Annotated in this window: 18 protein-coding genes; 2 read left to right on the forward strand and 16 right to left on the reverse strand. The window is 67.7% G+C overall.

Going from position 1 to position 18,724, the window contains the following annotated elements:
* Positions 1–10: 10 nt before the first annotated feature.
* From C5B99_RS09500 to prmC, 10 genes are all read right to left on the reverse strand, one after another.
* Positions 11–913 carry a F0F1 ATP synthase subunit gamma gene (locus tag C5B99_RS09500; RefSeq protein ID WP_104241490.1) on the reverse strand — a complete coding sequence of 301 codons (903 nt, stop codon included), beginning with the start codon at positions 911–913 and terminating at the stop codon, positions 11–13.
* 38 nt (positions 914–951) lie between these two features.
* Positions 952–2,577 (reverse strand): F0F1 ATP synthase subunit alpha, encoded by a 1,626-nt coding sequence (atpA, locus tag C5B99_RS09505; RefSeq protein WP_104241491.1) that lies wholly within the window; start codon positions 2,575–2,577, stop codon positions 952–954.
* 52 nt (positions 2,578–2,629) lie between these two features.
* Positions 2,630–3,421, reverse strand: a complete 792-nt coding sequence (locus C5B99_RS09510) for a F0F1 ATP synthase subunit delta (protein WP_104241492.1) — start codon at positions 3,419–3,421, stop codon at positions 2,630–2,632.
* Positions 3,421–3,987, reverse strand: coding sequence for a F0F1 ATP synthase subunit B (locus tag C5B99_RS09515; RefSeq protein ID WP_104241493.1), 567 nt, complete (start codon positions 3,985–3,987; stop codon positions 3,421–3,423). The genes C5B99_RS09510 and C5B99_RS09515 overlap by 1 nt, the downstream gene beginning before the upstream one ends.
* A gap of 12 nt (positions 3,988–3,999) precedes the next feature.
* Complete coding sequence (gene atpE / locus C5B99_RS09520; protein ID WP_104241494.1) at positions 4,000–4,230, reverse strand: ATP synthase F0 subunit C; 231 nt, start codon at positions 4,228–4,230, stop codon at positions 4,000–4,002.
* 58 nt (positions 4,231–4,288) lie between these two features.
* Positions 4,289–5,116 carry a F0F1 ATP synthase subunit A gene (atpB, locus tag C5B99_RS09525; protein WP_104242099.1) on the reverse strand — a complete coding sequence of 276 codons (828 nt, stop codon included), beginning with the start codon at positions 5,114–5,116 and terminating at the stop codon, positions 4,289–4,291.
* A 174-nt stretch (positions 5,117–5,290) separates the two neighbouring features.
* On the reverse strand, positions 5,291–5,731 hold the full coding sequence (locus tag C5B99_RS09530; RefSeq protein WP_104241495.1) for a hypothetical protein: 441 nt from the start codon (positions 5,729–5,731) through the stop codon (positions 5,291–5,293).
* Positions 5,728–6,939 carry an MraY family glycosyltransferase gene (locus tag C5B99_RS09535; RefSeq protein ID WP_104241496.1) on the reverse strand — a complete coding sequence of 404 codons (1,212 nt, stop codon included), beginning with the start codon at positions 6,937–6,939 and terminating at the stop codon, positions 5,728–5,730. The genes C5B99_RS09530 and C5B99_RS09535 overlap by 4 nt, the downstream gene beginning before the upstream one ends.
* Position 6,940: 1 nt before the next feature.
* Entirely contained in the window at positions 6,941–7,714 is a 774-nt protein-coding gene (locus tag C5B99_RS09540) for an L-threonylcarbamoyladenylate synthase (RefSeq protein ID WP_104241497.1), read from the reverse strand.
* A 6-nt stretch (positions 7,715–7,720) separates the two neighbouring features.
* On the reverse strand, positions 7,721–8,632 hold the full coding sequence (gene prmC / locus C5B99_RS09545) for a peptide chain release factor N(5)-glutamine methyltransferase (protein WP_181059281.1): 912 nt from the start codon (positions 8,630–8,632) through the stop codon (positions 7,721–7,723).
* Between the two features lie 134 nt (positions 8,633–8,766).
* Here prmC and cysK point away from each other — a divergent pair, with 134 nt between their 5' ends.
* Both cysK and cysE read left to right on the forward strand, forming a co-directional pair.
* On the forward strand, positions 8,767–9,702 hold the full coding sequence (cysK, locus tag C5B99_RS09550; protein WP_258063133.1) for a cysteine synthase A: 936 nt from the start codon (positions 8,767–8,769) through the stop codon (positions 9,700–9,702).
* 3 nt (positions 9,703–9,705) lie between these two features.
* Positions 9,706–10,308 carry a serine O-acetyltransferase gene (cysE, locus tag C5B99_RS09555; RefSeq protein ID WP_104241500.1) on the forward strand — a complete coding sequence of 201 codons (603 nt, stop codon included), beginning with the start codon at positions 9,706–9,708 and terminating at the stop codon, positions 10,306–10,308.
* Positions 10,309–10,448: 140 nt separating this feature from the next.
* Here the strand turns inward: cysE and prfA are convergent, their stop codons facing one another.
* The 6 genes from prfA to C5B99_RS09585 form a co-directional block, all read right to left on the reverse strand.
* A complete protein-coding gene (prfA, locus tag C5B99_RS09560; RefSeq protein ID WP_104241501.1) occupies positions 10,449–11,531 on the reverse strand; it encodes a peptide chain release factor 1 in 1,083 nt (360 codons plus the stop codon).
* Positions 11,532–11,548: 17 nt separating this feature from the next.
* Positions 11,549–13,498 carry a transcription termination factor Rho gene (gene rho / locus C5B99_RS09565; protein ID WP_104241502.1) on the reverse strand — a complete coding sequence of 650 codons (1,950 nt, stop codon included), beginning with the start codon at positions 13,496–13,498 and terminating at the stop codon, positions 11,549–11,551.
* 143 nt (positions 13,499–13,641) lie between these two features.
* Positions 13,642–14,592 (reverse strand): homoserine kinase, encoded by a 951-nt coding sequence (thrB, locus tag C5B99_RS09570; RefSeq protein WP_104241503.1) that lies wholly within the window; start codon positions 14,590–14,592, stop codon positions 13,642–13,644.
* 96 nt (positions 14,593–14,688) lie between these two features.
* Positions 14,689–16,041, reverse strand: coding sequence for a homoserine dehydrogenase (locus tag C5B99_RS09575; RefSeq protein ID WP_104241504.1), 1,353 nt, complete (start codon positions 16,039–16,041; stop codon positions 14,689–14,691).
* 13 nt (positions 16,042–16,054) lie between these two features.
* A complete protein-coding gene (lysA, locus tag C5B99_RS09580) occupies positions 16,055–17,515 on the reverse strand; it encodes a diaminopimelate decarboxylase (protein WP_104241505.1) in 1,461 nt (486 codons plus the stop codon).
* A 66-nt stretch (positions 17,516–17,581) separates the two neighbouring features.
* Positions 17,582–18,697 carry an LmeA family phospholipid-binding protein gene (locus C5B99_RS09585; RefSeq protein WP_104241506.1) on the reverse strand — a complete coding sequence of 372 codons (1,116 nt, stop codon included), beginning with the start codon at positions 18,695–18,697 and terminating at the stop codon, positions 17,582–17,584.
* Positions 18,698–18,724 lie beyond the last annotated feature (27 nt).

Consider the following 18,724-nt stretch of genomic DNA (forward strand, 5'->3'; position numbering starts at 1 on the left):
GTTCGCGCGGTTATGCGGTTGCGAGCGCGTCCGCGCCGCCCACGATCTCGGAAATCTGCTGCGTGATCTCTGCCTGGCGCGCGTTGTTCGCGAGCCTGGTGTAGTCGCGCACCAGGGTGTCTGCGTTGTCGGAAGCCGCGCTCATGGCGCGCTGGCGGGCAGCGTGCTCGGATGCGGCGGAGTGCAGCATGGCGTTGAAGAGGCGCGCCTGGATGTAGTCCGGAAGCAGTGCGTGAAGCACGGTCTCCGCATCCGGCTCGAACTCGTACAGCGGGAGCAGCGGGGCCTCGTCAGCTTCGGCGACGTCTTCGCTGTCGACGACCTCGAGCGGCAGGAGCCGGACGACGGTCGGCGTCTGCGTGACCATCGACTGGAACCGGTTGTAGACGTAGTGGATCTCCTCCACGCCACCCTCTTCGAACGGAATCGTGAACCGTTCGACGAGGGCTTCGCCCAGTTCCTTCGCGGTCTGGAAGACCGGAAGGTCGGTGGCACCCGTCCACTGCTTCTCGCTTGCACGCTTGCGGAAGGCGAAGTAGCCGACCGCCTTGCGCCCGACGAGGTAGTGGACAACTTCCTTGCCCTCGGCCTCGAGCGTGTTGGTGAGGCCCTCGGCCTCGCGCAGAACGCTCGAGGAGAAGGCTCCGTTGAGGCCTCGGTCGCTCGTGAAGACGACAACCGCGACGCGGCGGACCTCTTCGCGCTCGGTGACGAGGATGTGATCGATGTCCGTGTAGCTTGCGACTGCCGAGACTGCCTCGGTGATCGCCTGCGCGTACGGGTTCGACTCGGCCATGCGTTTCCGCGCCTTGGTGATGCGCGAAGTGGCGATCAGCTCCATGGCGCGGGTGACCTTCTTCATCGTCTGGGCAGACTTGATCTTCTGCCGGTAGACCCGAAGTTGTGCTCCCATGCTTCTCCTGTGCTCGTCGTCGAAGTCGTCGAGGGCGCCTAGCGGCGCTTCTTGACGATCTTCTCCTGCTCGATCTCGTCAGCGGCGACCTGTTCGGCGCTAGCGACGAGCGGAGTTCCGTCGTTCTTGAGGTACGTCTTCGAGAAGCCGTCGACGCCTTCGGCCATGGCCTTCAGCGTGTCGTCCTCGAGCTTTCCGCTGTCGCGGAGGCGGGCGAGGACGTCGGTGTTGCGCTCGAGGTACTCGAGGAGCTCGTTCTCGAAGCGCAGGATCTCGTCGACCGGCACGAGATCGAGCTTGCCGTTCGTTCCAGCCCAGATCGCGACGACCTGCTGCTCGACGGGGTACGGCGAGTACTGCGGCTGCTTGAGGAGCTCCGTGAGGCGCGCTCCACGTTCGAGCTGACGGCGCGTCGTCGCGTCGAGGTCCGACGCGAACATCGCGAAGGCCTGCTGCGAGCGGTACTGCGCGAGCTCGAGCTTGAGCGTTCCCGAGACCTTCTTGATGTGCTTCTGCTGGGCGTCGCCACCGACTCGCGAGACCGAGATTCCGACGTCGACCGCTGGACGCTGGTTGGCGTTGAAGAGGTCGGACTGGAGGAAGATCTGGCCGTCCGTGATCGAGATCACGTTGGTCGGGATGTACGCCGAGACGTCGTTCGCCTTGGTCTCGATGATCGGAAGCCCGGTCATGGAGCCGGCACCCATCGCATCGGAGAGCTTGGCGCAACGCTCGAGGAGGCGGGAGTGCAGGTAGAACACGTCACCTGGGTAGGCCTCGCGTCCCGGCGGGCGGCGCAGGAGGAGCGACACGGCGCGGTAGGCCTCAGCCTGCTTCGACAGGTCATCGAAGACGATCAGGACGTGCTTGCCCTCGTACATCCAGTGCTGGCCGATGGCCGAGCCCGTGTACGGGGCGAGGTACTTGAAGCCGGCGGGGTCCGAGGCGGGGGACGCCACGATCGTCGTGTACTCCATCGCGCCGGCGTCTTCCAGGGCGCCCTTGACGGAGGCGATGGTCGAGCCCTTCTGGCCGACGGCAACGTAGATGCAGCGAACCTGCTTGTTGACGTCTCCGGACTCCCAGTTGGCCTTCTGGTTGATGATCGCGTCGATCGCGATCGCCGTCTTGCCGGTCTGGCGGTCGCCGATGATGAGCTGACGCTGGCCACGGCCAACGGGGATCATCGCGTCGATGGCCTTGATGCCGGTCTCGAGCGGCTCGTGAACCGACTTGCGGTCCATGACGCCAGGCGCCTGGAGCTCCAGGGCGCGACGTCCGGACGTGGCGATCTCGCCGAGTCCGTCGATCGCGTTGCCGAGTGGGTCGACCACGCGGCCGAGGTAGCCCTCGCCGACGGGGACGGAGAGGACTTCGCCGGTGCGGCGGACTTCCATGCCTTCGACGATGCCCTGGAACTCGCCGAGGACGATGACGCCGATGCTGCTCTCGTCGAGGTTCTGTGCGAGACCGAGCGTTCCGTCTGCGAAGGTGATGAGCTCGTTGGCCATGACGCCAGGAAGACCCTCGACGTGCGCAATGCCGTCCGAGGCGTCAACCACGGTGCCGACCTCGGTCGCCGTGGCGCCTTCCGGACGGTATGAGGAAGCGAACTGCTGGAGAGCGTCGCGGATCTCATCCGGATTGATTGTGAGTTCTGACATGTTCTTCCCTTGTCGTCCGGGGCCTCGCCCCGAGAGTTTCAGTGCGTGAGGCTCAGGCGAGCTGCAGGCGGAGGTTGTTGAGTCGAGCGGCGACGCTGTCGTCGATCACGTCATCGCCAAGCTGCACGCGCAGGCCGCCGATGATCTTCGGGTCGATGATCGTCGTGACGGAGACGCGTCGGTTGAATCGACGTGTCAGACCGGCCTCGAGCTTCGCGAGCTGCTCGGGGGCGAGCGGACTTGCGACGGTGACCGTTGCGACGGAGCGACCTGCCTGGTCGGCGACCACTTCGCCTGCCCAGGTGAGGAGGCGACGAGTGCGGCGGCCGAGCGGGTTTCCCACGAGCTCTCGGAGGATCAGCAGGCTTGGCGCGCTGATCTTGCCCGCGAAGAGACGCTCGATGAGCTTCGCCTTCACGGCCGAGTCGCCGAGACGAGAGCCGAGGGTGAGCTCGAGCTCCGGGTTGGCGCTGATCGTGTCGGCGACCGTGGTGAGCTCGGCGGCGATAGCCGACTGCTCCCCTGCGGTCTGCGCCGTCGCACGGACTGCGAGTTCCTGCAGGCCGAGCGCGAACTCATGGTTGCTCGACCAGGTCTGGCTGACAGCATCCTGAAGGAGCTGCAGCGCGCGCGGGCTCAGGTGAGAGCCGAAGACCCTCACCGCGAGCTCGCGCCTGGCGCTGACGTCGGCGGCCGGGTTCGACAGTGCAACGAGGAGGTGCTGGTTGGCACCCGCAGCGTTGACCGCGGCGAACACCTGCTCAGCATCCTGCAGCTCTGCCTGGCCCCAGCCGTCGACGCTGTTCTTGAGGGCTGCCAGTGCGTGTCTGGTCGCGCTTCCCATCAGCTGTGCGTTCCTGCCTTCTGGTCGTTGTCGAGCTCGCTCAGGAACCGGTCGACGTAGGCCGTCGAGCGGTTGTCCTCGCGCAGGCTCTCCCCGACGACGCCGGAGGCGAGGTCGAGTGCAAGCGTGCCGACCTCGGCGCGGAGCGAGACGATCGCCGTCTGGCGCTCCGCCTCGATCTGAGCCTTGGCGGAGGCGGTCATGCGGTCGAGCTCAGCCTGCGTCTCGGCCTTCTTCTGGACCTTGATCTGATCTGCGTCGACTCGAGCCTGCTCGCGGATCTCCGCAGCTTCGGTTCGTGCCGCAGCGAGAAGCTTCTCGTTCTCGTCGCGCTTGGCAGCAGCCTCGGCCTGAGCGATCTCCGCCTTGCGGATGCCGCCCTCGATCTGCGCTTCGCGCTCGTCGAGCACCTTGCGGAGCGCCGGGATGGCGAACTTCCAGAAGAAGAATCCGAGCACAACGAAGACGACCGCCGACCAGACGATGTCATACGTAGCGGGAAGGAGGACGTTGCCCTCTTCCGCTGCGAGAGTCGACGTAACCGCCGACAGTGCGAAAGTGCTCATGTGCGGACCCGCTTACTGGAAGATGAAGAACGTTGCGACGCCGATGAAGGCGAGCAGCTCGGTGAAGGCGATACCGAGGAACATGGTGACCTGGAGGCGGCCAGCCATCTCGGGCTGACGTGCCATGGCCTCGACGGTCTTGCCGGCGACGATACCGATGCCGATGCCGGGGCCGATTGCAGAGAGGCCGTAGCCGACGGTAGCGATGTTGCCGGAGATCTCGGCGAGCGTGGTGGTTTCCACAGGGGTTTCCTTCCGTATGGGTGGTGAAGCAGGATGCTTCGCGTGAGTCAGGTGGGTCTTAGTGGCTCTTGGCAGCGGCCTGCTGGATGAAGACCGCGGTGAGGAGCGTGAACACGAAGGCCTGGAGGACCGCCGCGAGGATCTCGACGAGCGTCATCACGAAGCCGCCGAGGAGCGTGGGGATGCCGAACAGCATGTCGAGCGGGCCGCCTGGGCCCTGCATCGAGTAGGTGATGACGAAGAAGTTCGTCGCGCTGAACGTGAGGACGAGCAGCAGGTGGCCGACCATCATGTTGAGGAAGAGTCGCAGAGCGAGCGAGACCGGGCGCACGATGAAGATGTTGATGAACTCGATCGGCGTCAGCAGGATGTACATGGGCCACGGCACACCGCTCGGGAAGAGGGCGTTCTTGAAGAACGTGCCGGGGCCGGCTTCACGGAAGCCCGCGTAGATGAAGGCGATGTACGAGACCACGGCCAGCACGAGCGGCATGCCGATGAGCGCGGTTCCGGCGATGTTCAGTCCGGGGATGATGCCCGTGATGTTCATCGCGAAGATGCCGAAGAACATTGCCGACAGCAGCGGCAGGTACTTGTGGCCGAGCTTCTCGCCGAGGATGCCGTCTGCGATCTGCGACTTGACGAAGCCGATGGCCATCTCGGCGAGGGACTGGCCCTTGCCCGGGATGACCTTCGGGCTGCGGAGAGCAAGCCAGAAGAGCAGCAGCAGGACGGCGATCGCGAGGAGTCGGACCAGGATGATGCGGTTCAGTTCGAACGGCGTGCCGGCGAACGCCACTGCCTCGAGGAAGAACTCGTGGTCAAGCGACGGCGGGTGGAAGATGCTGTTGTCCTCCGCGGCAGCGATGAAAACTGGCAGATTCAGGGCTGAGGCGAACAGAGCACTCTCCTGTCTCGGGGCGCAGCTGTCGTTGCTGCGCTTCGATGAGTTCGGGCGGGTGCACACACGGGAAGGACCCCTTCTCGGCGCACCTGGATCAGCCTATCAAGAAATCCCCAGGCAGGAGTGCACTTCTGGCCTCCAGGCGGAACTTTTCTACTATTTGTCGTCGCCGGGCAGTCGAACGTCGCTGACGTTCCCCATGCGGCCGCGCACGACGCAGACGACATCGACGACCACGGTCGCGATCACGGCGACGACCAGGCACAGCCAGAGGGTGAAGAGGTGCACGATCGGCAGGTCCCTGATGAGGAACAGCGCGCCGAGGAAGACGATGAACTTGAGGATCCAGGCGCCGAGGATCGTCGCCATGAAGAAGATCTGATCGAGGTGCGAGGCGAGGATCACGGAGACGACCGTGATGCCGGTGAAGAGGAGCGTGATGGCAGCGGCGAAGAGCGCGCTCCAGAGTCCGTTGATGCCGACCGCGAGGAAGCCGATGGCGCCGCCGAGGACCGCGACGGCGATCGCGACGACGACGGACCACTTCAGGATGCTCTTGAAGATCGGCACAGAGGTGGGGGTCGTGGAGGAGTTCATGCGTCCATTCCGGATTCGGGTGCTGCTTTGAGCAGCGAGGCGTTTGCTTCAGCCAGCTCGTCGTGGGGGCTCTCTCCCGGCGCTTTCTGCGCCCGACGCTCGAGAGCCTTCCGTCGGCTGATCGGTGCCATGGTGGCGAGTGTGCAGGCGACGAAGCCGACGACGACAAAGCCGATGACGACGCCGATGGGGATCGAGATGAGATCGGCCGCGAATGCCATGAGCGCGCCAACGGACACGACCGCGGTCCAGGAGTAGAACACGACGACCGCCCATCGCTGGGAGTGGCCCATGTCGAGCAGCCTGTGGTGGAGATGCTTGCGGTCGGCCGTGAAGGGAGACTTGCCCGCCCTCATCCGCCGGAAGACGGCGAGAGAGAAGTCGAGCAGCGGGACGATCAGAACGGCGAACGGGATGATCATGGGCAGGAAGGCCGGCCAGAGTTCCGTCCGACTGATGGTCTGCGGGTCGACCTCGCCGGTCACGGCAACCGCGCTGGCAGCCATGAGGAGGCCGACGAGGAGCGCTCCCCCGTCCCCCATGAACATCTTGGAGGGGTACCAGTTCAGCACGAGGAAGCCGAGGCAGATGCCGATGACGATGGCGGAGAGCAACGCCCCCATGGTGAAGCGGCCGGTCTGGCCCGCGAACTCGCTGAGCACGTAGCTGTAGACGAGGAAGACGCCGTTGGCGATGATCGCCACACCTGCCACGAGGCCATCGAGGCCATCGATGAAGTTCACCGCGTTCATGACGAGGACGACGGCGAGCACGGTGATGGCGATCGACATCCACTGCGAGCCGACCGTGATGCCGCCGATCGGCAGCGATGTGATGGCGACTCCCTGCCAGGCGAGGAGGATGGCTGCGAGGACCTGCCCCGCGAGCTTCGTCATCCAGTCCAGATCGATGAAGTCGTCGATGACCCCGATGAGGACGATGAGGGATGCGGCCCCGACGAGTGCCCAGATGCGCCCCGGCTGCTCGAAGACGAGGGAGAAGAAGGGGATCTGGGATGCCGCCGCCAGTGCGAGCAGCATGCCGACGAACATCGCGACACCGCCGAGGCGCGGCTTCGGGGTCGTGTGGACGTCGCGCTCGCGCACCGGCGGATACCACTCGAAGCGCATGGCGAGTCGCCAGACCACGTAGACGAGCACGAGCGTGACCAGCGCTGTGCCGACGACGAGGGCGAGATAGATCCGCACGCTAGGACTCGTGCCCCGCTGCCGGCTCTGCTCGCGAGCGGGTCTCCTCGGCAGGCTCGGCGTCCGGCGAGCTGAGCGCGACGGTCTCCCCGCTCGGGTCGCCCGCGGGTTCGACGGCGTCGAACGGCGCCAGCTTGTCGCCGAGCACCTCCTCGATGAGTGCCCGGGAGAGAGCCCCCTGCCGAACGATGCGCGCTGGCTCGCCCCGCGTGAGCGGCGTCGCATCCACGATCGTCGATGCCTCTCCCCCGGCAGGGCCGCCGTCGAGGAAGACTCCAACGGCATCCCCGAGCGCTGCCAGCGCTTCCTCTGCTGTCGTGGCCGCCGGCTCACCGTGCTTGTTCGCGCTCGAGACCGCGAGCGGCCCCGTCTCCTTCAGGAGTTCGCGAGCGAGCCTGCTGTCGGGGATGCGCAGGGCGACGGTGCCGTTCGTGTCGCCGAGGTCCCACTGCAGCGATCCACGGGCCTGCAGGATGACGGTCAACGGCCCTGGCGCGAAGCGCTCGAAGAGCTGACGGGCGAGGGGATGCACGTTCTCAGCGAGCGCGTCGAGCGTCTCGTGGTTCGCGACGAGCACCGGCGGCGGCGTCGCCCTGGTGCGCCCCTTGGCGTCGAGGAGACGCTGGACCGCTTGCGCCGAGAAGGCGTCTGCGGCTATGCCGTAGACCGTGTCGGTCGGCATGACGATGACCTCGCCGCTCGCGATGGCCGTGCGTGCCGCACGGACCGCTGCCAGGAGGTCGAGTGAGTCTGTGGTGGCGTAGATCTGTCCCATTCTTCGTCACATGATAGCCGGGCGGCCGGAGTCATCCTCGTTCGACGCGGAGCGGACGGCAGATGTGATGCGGTCACGGCCGGTGAAGTCTCTGGCGGTCGCTGCGCTGCGGAAGCCCGCGCTGCCGAAGATCTCGCGAATCTCTGCACCCTGGGTGTCCTCGTGCTCGACGACGAGGACGCCCTCTGGTCGGAGGGCAAGGGCAGACCAGGTCGCGAGCTTCCGGATGAAGTCGAGGCCGTCCCGGCCCGAGTAGAGCGCCACCTCGGGGTCGTGGTGCCAGACCTCCCTGCTCTCCGGGCGGTTCGCCGCCGGTACGTAAGGAGGGTTGGAGACCACGAGGTCGAGCGACCCCGACGGGAGCGCCGCGAACATGCGGGCGGCGTCCCCGAAGAACGTGGCCACCGCCCCCTCGCCATAGCTCGCGACGTTGGACCGCAGCCAGGGCCAGGCGGCACTGGATCGCTCGATCGCCGTCATCCTGATGCCTCCGTGGAGGCGAGCCACGCCGAGCGCGACGGCCCCGGTGCCGGACCCGACGTCGACGCCCGTGAGCCCCGCCGGTGCCGGACCTGCGCGGCCGAGGAGTTCGACCGCAGCCGTGACCAGCGATTCCGTCTCCGGGCGCGGGACGAACGCCCCGGGTCCCACCGCCAGCTCCATGTCGATGAACGGAGCCCGTCCGGTGACATGCTGGAGCGGTTCGCGACGCGCACGACGCGACGCCGCCTTCGTCACGGCCTGAGCGTCCCCCTCGGACACCTCGCGACCGAGAAGCGAACGCATCTGCACCTCGCCGCGGGGGACGCGCAGCACCGCTGCGAGGAGGATGTCCGTCTCGGTGCGTTCGTCCGCGATACCGGCCGCCTTCAGCTGTTCGCGAACCCGCTTCCGCAGCTCGTCCATGTGCAAGATCATGGGTAGAGTCTTCCGCACATCGACTCGCGGCGTCATCCACAGCATTCGCGAGGGAGATGATTGGGACGATTGCCGCGGGCGGACGCAGCCAGCGACTCCCACGAAGTTCACACAGCATCCCAGAAGGGCACGAAGTGACTGGAAAGATCTACAACGACATCACCGAGGTCGTCGGCCGCACCCCGCTCGTCAAGCTCGGCCGCATCAACGACACCGGCGCGAACATCCTCGCCAAGCTCGAGTTCTTCGGTCCTGGCTCCTCCGTCAAGGACCGCCTGGGCCTTGGCATCATCCGCGCAGCTGAGCAGAGTGGCGAGCTGCAGCCCGGTGGGACGATCGTCGAGGGCACGTCGGGCAACACGGGTATCGCGCTCGCCATGCTCGGCGCCTCCCGTGGCTACCGCGTCATCCTGGCGATGCCCGAGACCATGTCCATCGAGCGCCGCCAGCTCCTGAAGGCCTTCGGCGCGGAGCTCGTGCTCACGCCAGGCCCAGAGGGCATGCGCGGAGCCGTCGCACGCGCCAAGGAGATCGTCGCCGAGACGCCTGGCGCGATCCTCGCCCGACAGTTCGAGAACGAAGCCAACGTGCAGATCCACCGCGAGACGACGGCGGAGGAGATCTGGGCGGACACCGACGGCGAGGTCGACATCTTCGTCGCCGGTGTCGGCACGGGCGGCACCATCTCCGGTGTCGGGCAGGTGCTCAAGGAGCGCAAGCCCGACGTCAAGATCGTGGCCGTCGAGCCCAAGGACTCGCCGCTCCTCACGGAGGGCAAGGCCGGGCCGCACAAGATCCAGGGCCTCGGCGCGAACTTTGTTCCCGATGTGCTCGACCGTGACGTCATCGACGAGGTGCTCGACGCAACACTCGAGGACAGCATCCGCGTCTCCCGCGCACTGACCTCGACCGAGGGCATCTTCAGCGGCATCTCGAGCGGAGCGAACCTCTGGGCCGCTCTCGAGATCGGAAGGCGTCCGGAGAACGCAGGGAAGAACATCGTCGTCATCATCTGCGACACCGGCGAGCGCTACCTCTCGACGGTGCTCTTCGACGACCTGCGCGACTAGCGAGTGGCAACGGCAGCTCCTCGTCGAACGCCGGCACCGCATGGTGTCGGCGTTTGGCGTCGGGTCAGGGAGGACATCGCGGCGACGCGGAAGAACGACCCGGCGGCCCGCTCGAAGCTCGAGATCGTCGTCAACTACTCGGGACTCCACGCCCTGTGGCTGCACCGCGCGGCCCACACGCTCTGGATGCGCCCTGGCACGAAACTGCTCGCGCGCACGCTCTCGCAGTTCAATCGCTTCGCGACCGGTGTCGAGATCCATCCCGGTGCCCGGATCGGCCGCAGAGTCGTGATCGACCACGGCATGGGCATCGTCATCGGCGAGACGGCGATCGTCGGGGACGATGTCCTCATCTACCACGGCGTCACGCTCGGAGGCACGTCGGGTCATCGCGTCAAGCGGCACCCAACGGTCGGAAGCCGCGTCCTGATCGGAGCCGGGGCGAAGCTCCTCGGCAACATCACGGTGGGCGACGACTCGCGAGTGGGTGCGAACGCGGTCGTCACGCGCGACGCACCGCCCAACTCCGTGCTGACGGGGGTTCCGGCACGCATCCGCCAGCGGACCTCCGCGGAACAGGATCTGGTCGGATACTACGAGATCTAAAAGATCTCAAAGGTTCGACCCGAACCAGCGGGATGCATCGGCCTGTAGAGGTCTAAGCACTGCGGACGTCTCCGCGTTGCAGACAGAGAAACGGCGACCAGCAGATCTGCTGGTCGCCGTCTCGCGTTGCGGTGGTGCGTCTAGTCGTCGTTGCCGGAGAGCGCCGCGAGCCGGGCTTCCTCGTCGGCAGCGATGGCCGACTGGATGACCGGACCGAGGGCCCCGTTCATCACGTGGTCGAGGTTGTACGACTTGTACCCCGTCCGGTGATCCGCAATGCGGTTCTCCGGGAAGTTGTACGTGCGGATGCGCTCGGAGCGATCCATGGTGCGGATCTGGCCGGAGCGGGCTTCCGACTCAGCCGCGGCGATCTGCTCCTGCTGGTGAGCGAGCAGCCTCGCGAGCAGCACTCGCATGCCGGCGGCGCGGTTCTGGATCTGGCTCTTCTCGTTCTGCATCGACACGACGATGCCGGTCGGGATGTGCGTGATGCGCACCGCCGAGTCCGTCGTGTTCACCGACTGGCCGCCAGGGCCTGAGGAACGGAAGACGTCGATCTTGAGGTCGTTCGGGCTGACCTCGATCTCCTCGGGCTCATCGACCTCGGGGAAGACGAGCACGCCCGTCGTCGAGGTGTGGATGCGGCCCTGCGACTCGGTCGCCGGCACCCGCTGGACGCGGTGCACGCCACCCTCGTACTTGAGGCTGGCCCACACACCGAGTGCCGGGTCGTTCGCATTGCCCTTGATGGCGACCTGGACGTCCTTGAAGCCACCGAGGTCGCTCTCCGTCGAGGAGATGATCTCGGTCTTCCAGCCGCGCTGCTCCGCGTAGTGCGAGTACATGCGGAGGAGGTCGGCGGCGAAGAGCGCCGATTCCTCGCCGCCCTCACCGCCCTTGATCTCCATGATGACGTCGCGTCCATCGTCGGGGTCACGCGGGATGAGGAGGCGGCGGAGCTTCTCCTGCGCGACGCGCAGGTTCTCCTCCAGCACGGGAACCTCTTCCGCGAACGACTCGTCTTCCTTCGCGAGCTCTCGCGCCGCCTCGAGGTCGTCCTCGAGCTCGGCCCTCGAGGCGTCCGCCGCGAGGATCTGCGCGAGCTGCGCGTAGCGCCTGTTGACCTTCTTGGCGCGCGCCGGGTTGGCGTGCAGCTCGGGGTCGGCGAGCTGCTCCTGCAGGTCTTCGTGCTCGGCGCGAAGCTGCCGAACGGAGTCGGCCATCTCGTGTCTGGCCACGACTACGCCTTGGCTGCGCGGATGGGCTGCTTCGCGACGGAAGCGAGGAACTCTGCGTTGGTGGTCGTGCTGGCGACTCGTGCCAGGACGGCTTCGAGCGACAGGAGCGCGTTGCCTCCCGTGAGCCCACGGCGGATGCTCCAGGTCGCTTCGACTTCCTGCGGCGTGAGCAGCTGCTCCTCGCGGAGCGTCTGCGAGTGCGAGATGTCGATGGCCGGGAAGACGCGCTTGTCGGCGATGTCGCGCGAGAGGCGAAGCTCCATGTTCCCGGTTCCCGCGAACGACTCGAGGATGGTGTCCTCGGTCTTGGAGCCGGTGCCGATCATCGCCGTGGCGAGGATCGTGAGCGATCCACCGTTCTCGACGTTCTTGGCGGAGCCGAAGAAGCGTCGAACGGGGGTGAGCGCGGACGCGTCGACGCCGCCGGGCAGGATGCGTCCGGATGCGGGTGCCGCGAGGTTGTAGGCGCGGCACAGCTGGGTGACGCCGTCGAGCAGCACGACGACGTCGTGGCCGAGCTCGACGAGGCGCTTGGCTCGCTCGATGGCGAGTTCCGCGACGGTCGTCTGGTCGTCGGCCGGGAGGTCGAAGGTGGCCGCGACGACCTCGCCCTGGATGGTGCGCTGCATGTGCGTCACCTCTTCGGGACGCTCGTCGATGAGGACGACCATGAGGTGCACGTCTGGGCTGTTCTTCGCGACGGCAGCTGCGACCTGCTCGAGGACGATCGATTTGCCCGACTTGGGCGGGGCGACGATGAGGCCACGTGTGCCCTTGCCGATGGGCGCGAAGAGGTCCATGAGTCGAGTCGCGACGCGATCTTCGCTCGTCTCGAGACGGAGACGCTCCTGCGGGTAGAGCGCGGTCAGCGAGTCGAAGTCGGGACGCTGGCGCGGCTCCTCCGGCGACTGGCCGTTGATGGCGTCGAACCGGACGATCGCGTTGAACTTCTGGCGGCCGTGCTGGTTCTCGCCCTCGCGCGGCTGGCGGATGGCGCCGACGACGGCGTCGCCCTTGCGGAGCTGGTACTTCTTGACCTGCGCGAGCGACACGTAGACGTCGTTGGGTCCCGGGAGGTAGCCGCTGGTGCGGACGAAGGCGTAGTTGTCGAGGACGTCGAGGATGCCGGCGATGGGCAGGAGGACGTCGTCGGCTGCGATCTCCGGCTCGGTGTCCTCAGCGCCTCCGCGTCCGCGCTTGCGGTCGCGGTAGCGTCCGCCGCGGCTGCGGCGCTGCTCGTCGGTCTCGTCGTCGGACGGAGCGTCCTGGGCCTGCGGGGTCTCGGGACGGCCCTGTGCCTGCTCGCCGCCGCGTCCGCGAGAGCGTCCGCGCTGGCGGCGTCCGCCCTGCTGCTCGTCGTCCTGCACGTCGCCGCTCTGCTCTGCTGGCGCCTCATCCTGCTTGGCGGCCGGCTCAGCGTTGTCCGTGCCCTGCTCGTTGTCGGCTCCGCGACCACGGCGTCCACGACCGCGACCGCGCTTGCGCTGGCCGGCGCGGCCCTGGTCCTCGTCGCGTGCGTCGTCCTGCTCTGAGGCTTCGCCGCGGGCGGGCGGGAGGACGAGGTCGTCGAGGGACAGCTCGGGGACGCTCGGGGCCGAGGACTGCTCGGCCTCGGAGACCTCGGATGCCGGCGCCTCGGTGCGGTCGTTCGCCGTGCGGTCGTCCTCGGTGACGGCCGGTGTCTCATCGACGACGAAGGTCGGCGCTTCGGCCTCGGGGGCGGAAGGCTCGACGGGTGCCGAGTGCTCCTCAACCGCTTCGGCCGGAGCCTCTGCGGCGACCGTCTCGGGCTCGGCGCTCGAGCGTGCGGCCTCGATGGCCTCGATGAGTGCTCCCTTCCGCAGGCTGCGTGCGCCGCGGATCTGGAGTCCGGCGGCAAGCGCCTGGAGGTCGGCGACCTTCATCGAGGTGAGCGGGGCTTCCTGCCCCGCAGTTGGTGTTGTGTCAGTCATCTGCTGTGAGTCCTTACCTCTACCGCGTTCTGCGGTGTTCAGATCGAGCGAGCGGGACTTCTCACACACTCTGAACCACATCGACAGAAATCGAGGGGGGTGCGTACTCCGCTGCTCGGAGAGTTGAAGCTGTCGCGCTGTGCCTACACCGAGAGTGTGGCCGCGTCGCCCGACAGCACCTCAACTGTAGCACCGAGGAAATCAACGGCGGGCATGATGGCGTTCCACTTCGTCTGCGTGTTGGCCTCGGCGACGGCGGCCGCCTGCAGGCGCTGCTCGGGGCTGGAGCACAGCACGAGGACGCTCGGGCCCGCACCGGAGACCACGGCGGGCAGCCCCGCGGCGCGCAGCTCGGCGACGAGGCCGCTCGTGAAGGGCATCGCGGATGCGCGGTAGCTCTGGTGGAGCCGGTCCTCCGTCGCCTCGAAGAGCAGCTCCGGGCTCTGCACGAGTGCGGCGACGAGCAGCGCCGAGCGGGAGAGGTTGAAGATCGCGTCGGCGTGGGGGACGCTCTCCGGCTGGAGGCTCCTGGCGAGCTTCGTCGACATCGTCTCCGTCGGGATGAGCACGATGGGCGAGACGCCACGGTGCACGAGCAGCTGCTTGGAGCGCGGGCCGTTCTCGCCGACCCAGGCGATCGTGAGGCTGCCGAAGAGGCAGGGCGCGACGTTGTCGGGGTGTCCCTCGAGCTCGGTGGCGAAGCGCAGCAGCGTGTCCGCGTCGACATCGACGTCGTTCGACACGAGCGCGGCAGCCGCCATGACGCCGGAGACGATGGCGGCGCCGGATGAGCCCATGCCTCGCCCGTGCGGGATCGTGTTGACGGCGCTGATGCGCAGCCCGGGCAGCTCGTAGCCCAGTCCGTTCAGCGTGTGCTCGATAGACTGCACCACGAGGTGCGAGGCGTCGCGGGGCACGCTGTCCGCCCCCACTCCCTGGACCTCGATCTCGAGCACGCCGCTCGGCGCGCTCTCGACGACAAGCGTGTCGTACACGGCAAGCGCGAGTCCGAGGGTGTCGAAGCCCGGACCGAGATTGGCGCTCGTCGCGGGGACCTTGACTTCGACGCGACGCGCCTGTTCGACCTGCTTCATGCTGCGACTCCTAGGCAGAGGACTGTTGCGATTGGATTGATATCGATGGGCATGACGGCCGACGGGGTGCCGTCGGCGGCGTCGAACCGCCCTGCGTTAGAGCGCGCCCTCGACACGGAGCACCCCGGAGACCCGCCGTGATGCCTCGTGCTCGGCGAGCGCCTGCGCAAGCGCTGAGAGCGCTCGCTCGGTCGCCGAGTGCGTGCCGATGACGAGCGTGGCGCCCCGCTCGGCCTCGCCGGTCGATGGTGCGCCGGAACCAGCCGTCGCATCGCCCGAGTCGGCGCTGCGCTGCTCGAGCGTCGAGACGGAGACGCCGAAGTCGCTGAAGACCTTCGCGATCTCGGCGAGCACGCCTGGACGGTCGTGCACCTCGAGGATGATCTGGTAGCGCGTGGTGATCTCGCCGACGTCGAGGACGGGCAGGTCGGCGTGCGTCGACTCGCCGAGGCCAGGGCCACCGTTGACGCGTCGACGGGCGGAGGAGACGAGGTCGCCGAGCACGGCTGACGCGGTCTCCACTCCCCCGGCGCCGGCGCCGTAGAACATGAGGTCGCCGGCTGCCTGCGCCTGCACGAAGACGGCGTTGTTGCCGCCGTGCACCGACGCGAGCGGGTGCTGCGCGTCGACGAGCGCGGGGTACACGCGCGCTGAGATGCCCTCGACTCCGTCGGCGGTCGTGACGCGCTCGCAGATCGCGAGGAGCTTCACGACGAAGCCCGCCGCCTTGGCGCGCTCGATCTGCTCGATCGTGATCTCGGTGATGCCCTCGCGGTGCACGAGCTCGACGGGGACCTCGGTGTGGAAGGCGATAGAGGCGAGGATCGCCGCCTTCTGCTGGGCGTCGTAGCCGCCGATGTCGGCCGTCGGGTCGGCTTCCGCGTAACCGAGGTCGGTGGCGATGCGCAGCGCTTCCTCGAGCGAGTCGCCGCGTGTGTGCATCCGGTCGAGGATGAAGTTCGTCGTGCCGTTCACGATGCCGAGGATGCGCTCGACCCGGTCGCCCGCGAGGCTGTCGCGCAGGGGGCGGATGATCGGGATGGCGCCGGCGACGGCGGCCTCGTAGGTGAGCTGAGCGCCGACGCGCCTTGCCTGGTCGAAGAGCTCGGGGCCATGCGCCGCGACGAGCGCCTTGTTCGCCGTCACGACGTCGGCACCCGTCGACAGCGCCAGGGAGATGAGGCCCTTCGCCGGGTCGATGCCGCCCATGAGCTCGATGACTATGTCGGAGCCGAGGATGAGCCGCTCCGCGTCGTCGGTGAAGAGCTCCTTCGGCAGATCCACGTCGCGCTTCGCATCGACGTTGCGGACGGCGATACCGGTCAGCAGCAGCGGAGCGCCGACACGAGCGGCGAGCTCGTCGGCGTTCTCGATCAGGATGCGGGCGACCTGCGACCCGACGGATCCCGCGCCGAGCAGGGCGACTCGGATGGGTCGGTTCTGGTTCATCGGTTCTCCTCGGTTACGGGCGCTCATCGGTCACGGCAGCTGGGAGTCCCGCGTCTCTGGCAAGCAGATCGGCCACGGACTCCGCACGGATCAGCGTGCGCGCCTCGCCGTCGCGAACCGCGACGACGGCCGGTCGGCCGATCATGTTGTAGTTGCTCGAGAGCGACCAGCAGTATGCGCCGGTCGCTGGCACGGCGACGAGGTCGCCAGGGGCGACATCGCTCGGAAGATAGTCTGCCAGAACGACGATGTCGCCGGACTCGCAGTGTTTTCCAACGACACGAACGAGCGCTGCGTCGGCCGCGGAGGCCCGCGAAGCCAGGCGAACGCTGTACTCGGCCTCGTAGAGGGCCGCCCTGACGTTGTCGCTCATGCCGCCGTCGACGGAGACGTAGAGTCGCTCGGCACTGCCGCCCTCGTCGAGCGGGACTCGAACGGTCTTCGTCGTCCCGACCTCGTACAAGGCGGTCCCGGCGGGGCCGATGATGGTCCGCCCCGGTTCGAAGGCCATGTTCGGCACTGCGACGCCGAGCCTCGAGCAGGCCGCTGCCACGTGGGAGGCGATGTGGGAGGCCATCGTGCGGATGTCGGTGGGCGTCTCGCGCGGCAGGTAGGCGATGCCGTAGCCACCCCCGAGGTTCAGCTCCGGAACCGGTCCCCCTTCGAGGAGGCGAGCGTGGACTTCGACGAGGCGGTCGGCGGCCTCGCCGAACCCATCGGCGTCGAAGATCTGCGAGCCGATGTGCGAGTGCAGGCCGAGGAACTCTAGGGAATCGTGCTCGCGGATGCGCGCGACGAACGCATCCACCTCGTCGAGGGGGATGCCGAACTTCTGGTCCTCTCGGCTCGTGGCGAGGAACTCGTGTGTCGAGGCGTGCACACCGGAGTTGACGCGCAGCCTCACGGGCTGCCGAACGCCCGCGGCCAGGGCGGCCACCGCGACGCGGTCGAGCTCCTGGGAGCTGTCGAGCACGATCGCCCCGATACCGGCGGCGACGGCGATGCCGATCTCGCGCGTCGACTTGTTGTTGCCGTGGAAGCCGATGCGTGCGGGTGGTGCGCCCGCGGCGATCGCGAGGGCGAGCTCGCCTTCGCTGCAGACGTCGATGGCGCAGCCCGCCTCGAGCATCCAGCGGACGACGTCGGCGCTCAGGAACGCCTTGCCCGCGTAGTAGACCTTGGCGGTGACGCCGAGGGGCTCGAAGGCGGCGGCGAAGGCGGCGACGGTCTCCGCTGCACGCGCGCGGGCGTCGACCTCGTCGACGATGTAGAGCGGCGTCGCGAACCGCTCCGCAAGCGCTCGGACGTCCATGCCCGCGATCTCGATCGCCCCGTCAACTGCTCGGGCGGCGTTCCTCGACCAGACGTGGGAGTCGAGCTCGTTGAGATCCGACGGAACATCGAGGTCGGCGGGCGCCAGGGGGCTGGCAGCCGTCTGGCGGGTGGCGTGGGGTTCGTGGAGAGCTTCAGGCACCAGAGCATGCTATCGGCTGGCCCCTCGCCGGAACAGGCGAGAGGCCCAAGCGCGCACGCGGCCGGACTACAGGCAGTCGGCCACCGCGGGCAGCTCGCTCAGCTGCGCGCCGTCGACCTTCCACGAGAACGAGATCGCGTCGCTGGAGACGGTCGCCTCGGTGACCTGCGCCTCGAGCTCCGAGTCCGCACAGGTCGGCACCTCGACCTTCTCGTTCGAGCCGAACGGGATGCTGGTCCCGAAGAGCGTCATGCTGCTGTCGCTCGTCACGAAGAGCTTGCCGTCCGTCGCCTCGTAGCCGAGCTCGGACTCGACCTTCACCTGCCACTCGCCGGTGCCGCTGATGGCCTCGATGTTGATCACGTTGTCGCCGTAGCTGATGGTCGTGTCGTAGGAGTCGGTGTTGATCTCGCTCTCCTCGCCCTGGAGCGCGGCAGGAACGCCGTCGAGGACGTCGGTCGAGACGACGAGATCGACCGTGGTCGAGTCCACGGGACCTTCGAGCGACGCGTCGATGCCCGTGAGGTCGATGCCCACGGTGATGTCGCCGTCGCCCTGCGACGTCATGGTGGCGTGCTCGATCTTGCCGGTGAGGAGCTGCGCGAGGACGCTGAAGCCATCCACCGTGACGGCGTACTCGCTCGGGGCCGCCGCCTCGCCGTAGTTGTCGATGACGATCTTCCCCGCCTGCTCCTCGAGTGCGCTCGTGACGTTCCCCCGGGCCACGGCCTCGCCCACGACGAGACCACCGGCGATCACGACGACACCGACGCCCGTCCAGAGCCACCATTGCGCGTACCAGGGCCGAGGCCTCTTGCCCTGCGGGGGCTGGCCGCCCTGCCACGGACCCGGCTGCTGACCGTGCGGCGGCTGACCGCCCGACTGCGCGTACTGCTGTGGGGCGCCGCCGTGCTGCGGCTGGCCGAACTGCTGCGGCCGCTGCTGCTGGCCGTAGCCCGGTCCTTGCGGCTGCTGCCCGTAGCCGGGCTGCTGCGAGGGCTGCGGGTACCCGGAGCCCTGGCCGTACGGGGGCTGCTGCTGGGGTGCTTGGCCGTGTCCGGGCTGCTGCGGCTGGCCGGGCTGCTGTCCGTACCCGGGCTGCGATGCCTGCTGACCGTATCCGGGATGCTGGCCCTGCCCCGGCTGCTGCCCGAAGCCCTGTCCGTTCGGCGGCATGCTCATCTCAGTTCTCCAGTTCTTCGGCGGCCG

Origin of the sequence: Pseudoclavibacter sp. Z016 (genome assembly GCF_002931215.1) — a bacterium.
Classification (GTDB): domain Bacteria; phylum Actinomycetota; class Actinomycetes; order Actinomycetales; family Microbacteriaceae; genus Pseudoclavibacter.